Consider the following 7,142-nt stretch of genomic DNA (forward strand, 5'->3'; position numbering starts at 1 on the left):
TGACGAAGGGTCAGGGCACCCTAGCGGTCCGTTCGACGGCTTCGAACGGCAGGGTGGGCGCGCACCGGATCTGTCAAGGGGCGGCGCGGACGGGGCGGTCGATGGGGGAAGATGGCGGGTCGGGGTTCCGGCGGTTTCGAATAAATAGTCGAACAAATATCGATCAGGTGATCTAGTCGTACTATTTGTTCGGTTATTCGGAACCACTCGAATGAGTGATTGCGGGACGCCCCCGAACGGGCTCACCATGAAGCGGCAACATGAATGCGCAAGGCGACACTTCATCGGGCATGCGAAGGGCCTCCCTTATGTCGACCGAAACCAATGCCGGTATTCCTGCGCCGGGCGCGCAGCCGGAGATCCGGCAGCAGCAGTCACTGAGCACGGCGGGCGCGCGGAACCTCGCCACCACCACCAAGTCCGCGCCCCAGATGCAGGGCATCAGCCCGCGCTGGCTGCTCAGGATGCTGCCCTGGGTGGAGGTCTCCGGGGGCACGTACCGGGTCAACCGCCGCCTGCGCCACAAGGTCGGCCGGGGCCGGGTGAGTTTCGTCAAGACCGGTTCCGAGGTGCGGATCGTCCCGCAGACGCTGGCCGAGGTGCCGGTGCTGCGCGGGTACCAGGACGACGCGGTGCTGGAGGAGCTGGCCGGCCGCTTCGTGCAGCGGCAGTTCGCCCCGGGCGACGTCCTGGTCACGGCCGGCACGCCGATCACCGACGTCTTCCTGATCGCGCACGGCAAGCTGGACCGGCTCGGCACCGGCAAGTACGGCGAGGAGACGGTGGTCGGCACCCTCGCCGACGGCGACCACCTGGGCGACGAGGCGCTCCAGGAGGAGGACGGCGCCTGGCCCTACACCGTCCGCGCCGCCACCTCCGGCACGGTGATGGCGCTCGCCTGGCCCTCCTTCCAGGAGCTGCACGACCGTTCCGAGTCGCTGCAGCTGCAGATCATGGAGTACCTCAACGGCTTCCAGCAGGCCCAGAACAAGCACGGCGAGGCGGCGATCGGCCTCTCCGCCGGCCACCAGGGCGAGTACGACCTGCCCGGCGCCTTCGTGGACTACGAGCTCAAGCCGCGCGAGTACGAGCTGAGCGTCGCCCAGACCATCCTCAAGGTGCACAGCCGCGTCGCCGACCTCTACAACCAGCCGATGAACCAGACCGAGCACCAGCTCCGGCTGACCATCGAGGCGCTGCGCGAGCGCCAGGAGCACGAGCTCGTCAACAACCCGGAGTTCGGGCTGCTGGAGAGCGCCGAGTACGACCAGCGGATCCAGACCCACTCCGGCCCGCCCACGCCGGACGACATGGACGAGCTGCTCAGCCGCCGCCGCAGCACCAAGATGTTCCTGGCTCACCCCAAGGCCATCGCCGCCTTCGGCCGGGAGTGCAACAAGCGCGGCCTCAACCCGGGCACCGTCGAGGTCGAGGGCAAGCACGTCAACGCCTGGCGCGGGGTGCCGATCTTCCCGTGCAACAAGATCCCGATCATCGGCGGGCACACCAGCTCGATCATCGCGATGCGCGTCGGTGAGCACAACCAGGGTGTCGTCGGCCTGCACCAGACCGGAATTCCGGACGAATACCAGCCGGGCCTTTCGGTGCGGTTCATGGGAATCGACGAGAAGGCCATCATCTCCTACCTGGTGAGCGCCTACTATTCGGCCGCGATCCTGGTCCCGGACGCCGTCGGCGTACTGGAGAACGTGGACGTCGCGCAGCGCTGACGACGGGCTCCCGGCTCGGCCTCCGAGCCCGATCCGCGCCGCCCGGCCGGGGCAGCAGTCCCCGGCCGGGCGGCGCGCCGCGGTGTGCACGGCCACCGGCCCGCCGCCCCGGCGCAACCCGGCCGCCCGACGGGCCGGCCGTCCCACGACAGGCGCCCTACAGGGGGAGGAACCCATGACGAGCTCCACGCTGGAGCGGGACCACAAAGAGGGTCACGAGGCGGCGGACATCCTCGCCCGCGCCCGCGGCCTGGTCGACCCGGTCCTGCGGGCCGCCGTCGACTCGCTGCCCGGCACGATGCGCAGGGTCGCCGGGTACCACTTCGGCTGGTGGGAGGCGGACGGCACGCCCTCCGAGTCCTCCTCCGGCAAGGCGATCCGCCCGGCCCTGGTCCTCGCCGCCGCCCAGGCCCTCGGCGGCACCCCCGGGACGGCCGCCGCCGCGGCCGCCGCCGTGGAGCTGGTCCACAACTTCACCCTGCTCCACGACGACGTCATCGACCGGGACGACACCCGCCGCCACCGGCCCACCGCCTGGCGGGTGTTCGGCACCACCGAGGCCATCCTGGCCGGCGACGCGATGCACTCCCTGGCGCTGCGCCTGGTCGCCGAGGACGCCCACCCGGCCGCCCGCGACTCGATCCGTCGGCTCGCCGACTGCGTGGTCGAGCTCTGCGAGGGCCAGCAGATCGACTGCGCCTTCGAGCAGCGCAACGACGTCTCGCTCACCGAGTGCCTGGCGATGGCCGAGGCCAAGACCGGCGCCCTGCTCGGCGCCGCCTGCGCCATGGGCGCGCTCTACGGCGGCGGCTCCGAGGAGGCGGCGCGGGCGATGGACGGCTTCGGCCGCGAGATCGGCCTGGCCTTCCAGCTGATCGACGACCTGATCGGCATCTGGGGGGACCCGACGGTCACCGGAAAGCCGGTCGGCGCGGACCTGGTCGCCCGGAAGAAGTCGCTGCCGGTGGTCAAGGCGCTCGGCTCCGGCACCCCCGAGGGGGCCCGGCTCGCCGAGCTCTACGCGCTCGAACGTCCGCTCAGCGCGGCCGAGTTGGCGCAGTGCGCGGCCGCCGTCGACGCGGCCGGCGGGCGCGGCTGGGCGCAGGGCGAGTCCTGCGAGCGGATGGCCGCGGCGATGGCGCAGCTGGCCGCGGCCGTACCGGAGCCGTCCGCGGCGGACGAACTGCTCGCGCTGGCCGAGCTGGTGACCCGCCGCAGCCACTGAGCGCACCCCGCCGGGGCGGGGGCCGGCCTCCGTCCCGGCCCCGCCCCCGGGCCTCCCGTCCCGGCCCCGCCCCCGGGTGCCTCACCCGTGCGCGGCCAACAGCCGCTGCTCCTTGGCCGGTTCGATGCCCTGGGTGAACGGGGCCCCCGGCACCAGCTTCCGCCCCTCGGCGTCGGTGTCCTCGGCCGGCCCCCGGCTGCGCAGCCACTCCCAGGTGTCCCGGGCGCTCTCCGCGAACGGGCGGCAGTGCAGCCCGGCCGCCTCGGCGCGGCTGCTGTCGACCTGCCAGATGTACTTCCACTCCGGCAGGTCCGGCGCCCAGAACGGCAGTTCGAGCCAGGGGGCGACCTGGTCCGGCCCCTCGGCCAGCAGGGCGGCGTCCCCGACCGGGACCAGCTCGGTGCCGGCCGCGCCGGCGATCTCCCGGCAGGTCTCCAGCCACTGCCCGAAGGTGAGCCGCCCGGGTGGCGCCGTGGTGAGGAAGCGGCCGACCGTCCCGGCCGTCAGCAGGTCGAGTCCGAAGGCGGCGAAGTCCCGGACGTCGATCACCTGGATGGTCCGCTCCGGATCGCCGGGTGCGAGCACCCGCCCGCCACGGGCCATCCGCTCCAGCCACCAGGGCAGTCGGCCGCCCAGCTCGTACGGGCCGATCAGCAGTCCGCTGCTGAGCACCAGGGTGCGGTCGGCGCCGAAGCCCGTCAGCACCGCGCGCTCGCCGCCCGCCTTCAACTCGCGCCCGAAGGGCTGGTCGGGCGGGGTGTCGGCGGGGCAGGGGAGGAGCGGGGAGTCCTCGGTGATCACCTGGGTGGCCCAGTCGGCGTAGGCGTGCACCGAGGAGACGAAGGTGTAGTGGCCGGCCCGTCCGCGCAGCAGCCGGGCGGAGAGCGCGGCCTGGGCGGGCTGGCGGGCGGAGGTGTCGACGACGGCGTCCCAGCGGCGGCCCTCGACCAGTCGGGCGAGGTCCTCGGCACTGTCGCGGTCACCCCGGACGGCCTCGACCCCGGGCAGGTCGGGGGCACTGCGGCCGCGGTTGAAGGTGGTGACCTGGTGGCCGCGGGCGAGCGCCTCGGTGGCGTAGGCACGTCCGAGGAAGGACGAGCCCCCGAGCAGGAGGATCTTCATGCCGCTCAGCCTGTCCGCGCCGGCCCGCCGCCACGCCCGGGTTAGCGCTGAGCAGAGCGCCGGACCGGATCCGCCCGCCGCGGGCGCCGCCCGACGTGCCACCCCCACCCACCCCCCTTAGCATCCCAGGTGTACCGATCTGCCCTGATCTGCCCTGATCCGTCCTTACCTGCCCTTACCTGCCCTTACCTGCCTGATCCGGCCTGGGAGAGCGACAGCATGGTCAACCCGGCACTCGTCGATCCGGCCACCATCCGCGCGACCGCGGCCGAGGCCTGGATCCGCGCCCATCCCCTCCTGCGGAACTACCGGGCCCTCTACACCCAGGCCCTGGACGACGCCGATCCGGGCCACGTCGGCGGCTTCGGCGTCTTCCGCCACACCAGCCGGCCGGCCGGGCCCGCCGACACCGACGCCGTCACCCCCGACAACGACACCCTCCCCTCCCGCGCCTGGCTCGACCTGCGCGCCGAACCCTGGGTGCTCTCGGTGCCCGCCACGGACGACTACCGCGTCCTCACGGTGCACGAACTCGACACCCTGCCCGCCGGGTTGATCGGCTCCCGGACCACCGGCCAGGGCGCCGGGGACTTCCTGGTGGCCGGTCCCGACTGGCGGGGCCAACCCCCGCCCGGCATCACCGGCGTGATCCGCGCCGCCACCCGGCTGGTCGGCGTCGTCGGCCGCACCCGCCTGCCCGGCGGCACCCCCGCCGACCTCGCCGCACTGCGGGCCGTCCAGGAGCAGTACCGGCTGCGCCCGCTGCACGAGTACGCGGGCACCCCGGCGCCCGCCCCGGCCCCCGAACCGGTCTGGCCGGTCTGGCGCGACGAGGTCCCGGAGGGCGTCGAGTTCCTCACCTTCCTCGACTTCCTGCTCGGCTTCTTCCCGCCGACCGACGCACTCCCGCCCGCCGAGACCGCGCTGCGCGGCCGCCTCACCGACCTCGGCGTCGACGGCCGCGGCGAGTTCGAGCCCGCCGCCCTTCCACTGGAGGCGCGGGCCGAACTCGGCCGCGGGATCGCCGACGGCCGCGCCCGGCTGACCCGGGCGGTCGCCGAACTCCGCGACTGCGCAGGCCTGTTCGGCACCCGCGAGGAACTCGGCGGGGACTTCCTCCGGCTGGCCGTCGCCGCCGAGCTCGACCCGTACGGACTGCCCACCGAGGAGGTCTGGTACGGCCGTTGGGCGGCGGACAGCGAGGGCCACCGCCCGCCGAACGCCGCCGACCGCGACCACCTGATCCGCTTCGCCCCGGACGCCCTGCCGCCGGCCCGCTTCTTCTGGTCCGCGACCGTGTACGCGCTCCCCGGGCACCGGCTGGTCGACAACACCCTGGACCGCTACTCGGTCGGCGGCGACACCCCCGGCCTGGTCCGCGACCCGGACGGCGGTCTGACCCTGTACGTCCAGCACAAGCGCCCCGCCGACGCCGACCACTCCGCCAACTGGCTGCCCGCCCCGGACGGCCCGTTCGCCGTGGTGCTCCGGATCCACGGCCCGGAGGCCGCCGTACTGGACGGCCGCTGGCAGCCCCCGCCGCTCACCCCGCGCTGACCCGACCCTCCCAGCCCCACCGCCGCCGACCCGACGAAGGACCCCCGATGAACCTGCCCGAGCTGGAGGCCCTGGCCGCCGACGCCTACGTCTACGGCTACCCGCTCGTCGCCGGCCTCACCATGGTCGAGCGCTTCGCCAAGGGCGGCCTGGGCACCCTCCCGGCGGCGCCGTTCAACCAGTTCAGCCACGCCACCCGGCTGGCCGGCCCGGGCGACCACTTCGTCTCCGTCAACAACGACACCATCTACTCGATCGCCCAACTGGACCTCTCCGAGGGCCCGCAGGTGCTGCACGTCCCGGACACCGCCGGCGCCTACTACGTGCTGCAGTTCATCGGGGCCTGGACGGACAACGTCGCCTACCTCGGAAGCCGGGCCACCGGCACCGCGGCGCAGACCTGGCTGGTCGTCCCGCCGGACTGGCACGGCACCGCGCCGGACCCGTCCCGGGTGATCGAACTGCCCACCACCGTCGGCACGATCGTCGGCCGGTTCGCCTGCGACGGCCCGGGCGACCTGCCCCGGGTCAAGGCCCTCCAGGCCGCGCTCGCCCTGGAGCCGCTGGAGCCCGGCGGCCTGGTCGCCGGAGTGCCCGAGCCCGACCCGGACGTCCCCGAGCGGCTGGCCTTCTTCGAACGCCTGCGGGTCTGGATGCAGGCCTTCCCGCCGGCCACGCCCGACATCGAGTACCAGCGCCGCTTCGCCCCGCTCGGCCTGCTGGACGACGGTGCCTCGCCGTACCGCGCGGCCGCCGCCGAGTGGACCCTGGCGCTCGCCAAGGGCCTGGCCGCCGGGCGGGAGCGGGTCGAGGACGCGACCCGCCCGCCCGAGGACCACCCGCTCGGCGAGTGGCGTTCGGCGCTCCACCTCTTCGACTACAACATCGACCACCTGGGCCCCGGCACCCTGGACGACCCCGAGTGGCGCATCCCCGACCGCCGCGCCGCCTACCTCAGCCGGGCCGCCGCCGCCCGGGCCGGCCTGTGGGGCAACCACGCCTACGAGGCCTCGTACGCGATGACCTACGACGACTCCGACGGCCGCCCGCTCACCGGCGCCAACAGCTACACCCTCCGCTTCGAGCAGCCCCCGCCGGCCGAGGCCTTCTGGTCCGTCACGATGTACTCGGTGCCGGACTACTACCTGGTGGAGAACCCGGTGGACCGCTACTCGATCGGTGACCGCACCCCCGGCCTGGTCTACGGCCCGGACGGCTCGCTGACCGTGACCCTCCAGCACGAGCCGCCCGAGGAGCCGACGGCGGCCGCCAACTGGCTCCCCACCCCGCTCGGCGAGTTCCGCCCGATCATCCGCCTCTACCTCCCGAAGCCGCCGGTCCTGGACGGCACCTACCAGGTCCCCCCGATCCACCGCCACTGACACCCCGCCCGGACGCTCGGCCCGCCCGGGCCGGGGGGGGGGGGGGGGGGGGGGGGGGGGGGGGGTGGTTCTGGGGGGGGGGGGGGGGGGGGGGGGGGGGGGGGGGGGGGGGGGGGGGGGGGGAGG

General features: G+C 74.1%; 5 protein-coding genes. 4 read left to right on the plus strand and 1 reads right to left on the minus strand.

Going from position 1 to position 7,142, the window contains the following annotated elements; genetic code table 11:
* Nucleotides 1-308: 308 nt before the first annotated feature.
* Both ACZ58X_RS20085 and ACZ58X_RS20090 read left to right on the plus strand, forming a co-directional pair.
* Entirely contained in the window at nucleotides 309-1,730 is a 1,422-nt protein-coding gene (locus ACZ58X_RS20085; protein ID WP_470334955.1) for a family 2B encapsulin nanocompartment shell protein, read from the plus strand.
* Nucleotides 1,731-1,905: 175 nt separating this feature from the next.
* Nucleotides 1,906-2,955: a family 2 encapsulin nanocompartment cargo protein polyprenyl transferase gene (locus ACZ58X_RS20090; RefSeq protein WP_470334956.1), complete on the plus strand. Its 1,050-nt coding sequence runs from the start codon at nucleotides 1,906-1,908 to the stop codon at nucleotides 2,953-2,955.
* Nucleotides 2,956-3,036: 81 nt separating this feature from the next.
* On the opposite strand, the gene ACZ58X_RS20095 is transcribed toward ACZ58X_RS20090, so the two are convergent.
* Complete coding sequence (locus tag ACZ58X_RS20095) at nucleotides 3,037-4,077, minus strand: NAD-dependent epimerase/dehydratase family protein (RefSeq protein WP_470334957.1); 1,041 nt, start codon at nucleotides 4,075-4,077, stop codon at nucleotides 3,037-3,039.
* Nucleotides 4,078-4,296: 219 nt separating this feature from the next.
* Here ACZ58X_RS20095 and ACZ58X_RS20100 point away from each other — a divergent pair, with 219 nt between their 5' ends.
* A complete protein-coding gene (locus tag ACZ58X_RS20100) occupies nucleotides 4,297-5,634 on the plus strand; it encodes a DUF1254 domain-containing protein (protein ID WP_470334958.1) in 1,338 nt (445 codons plus the stop codon).
* A gap of 47 nt (nucleotides 5,635-5,681) precedes the next feature.
* Nucleotides 5,682-7,016 (plus strand): DUF1254 domain-containing protein, encoded by a 1,335-nt coding sequence (locus ACZ58X_RS20105; RefSeq protein WP_470334959.1) that lies wholly within the window; start codon nucleotides 5,682-5,684, stop codon nucleotides 7,014-7,016.
* Nucleotides 7,017-7,142: the final 126 nt, after the last annotated feature.

Source organism: Kitasatospora sp. NPDC040550 (assembly GCF_055594965.1).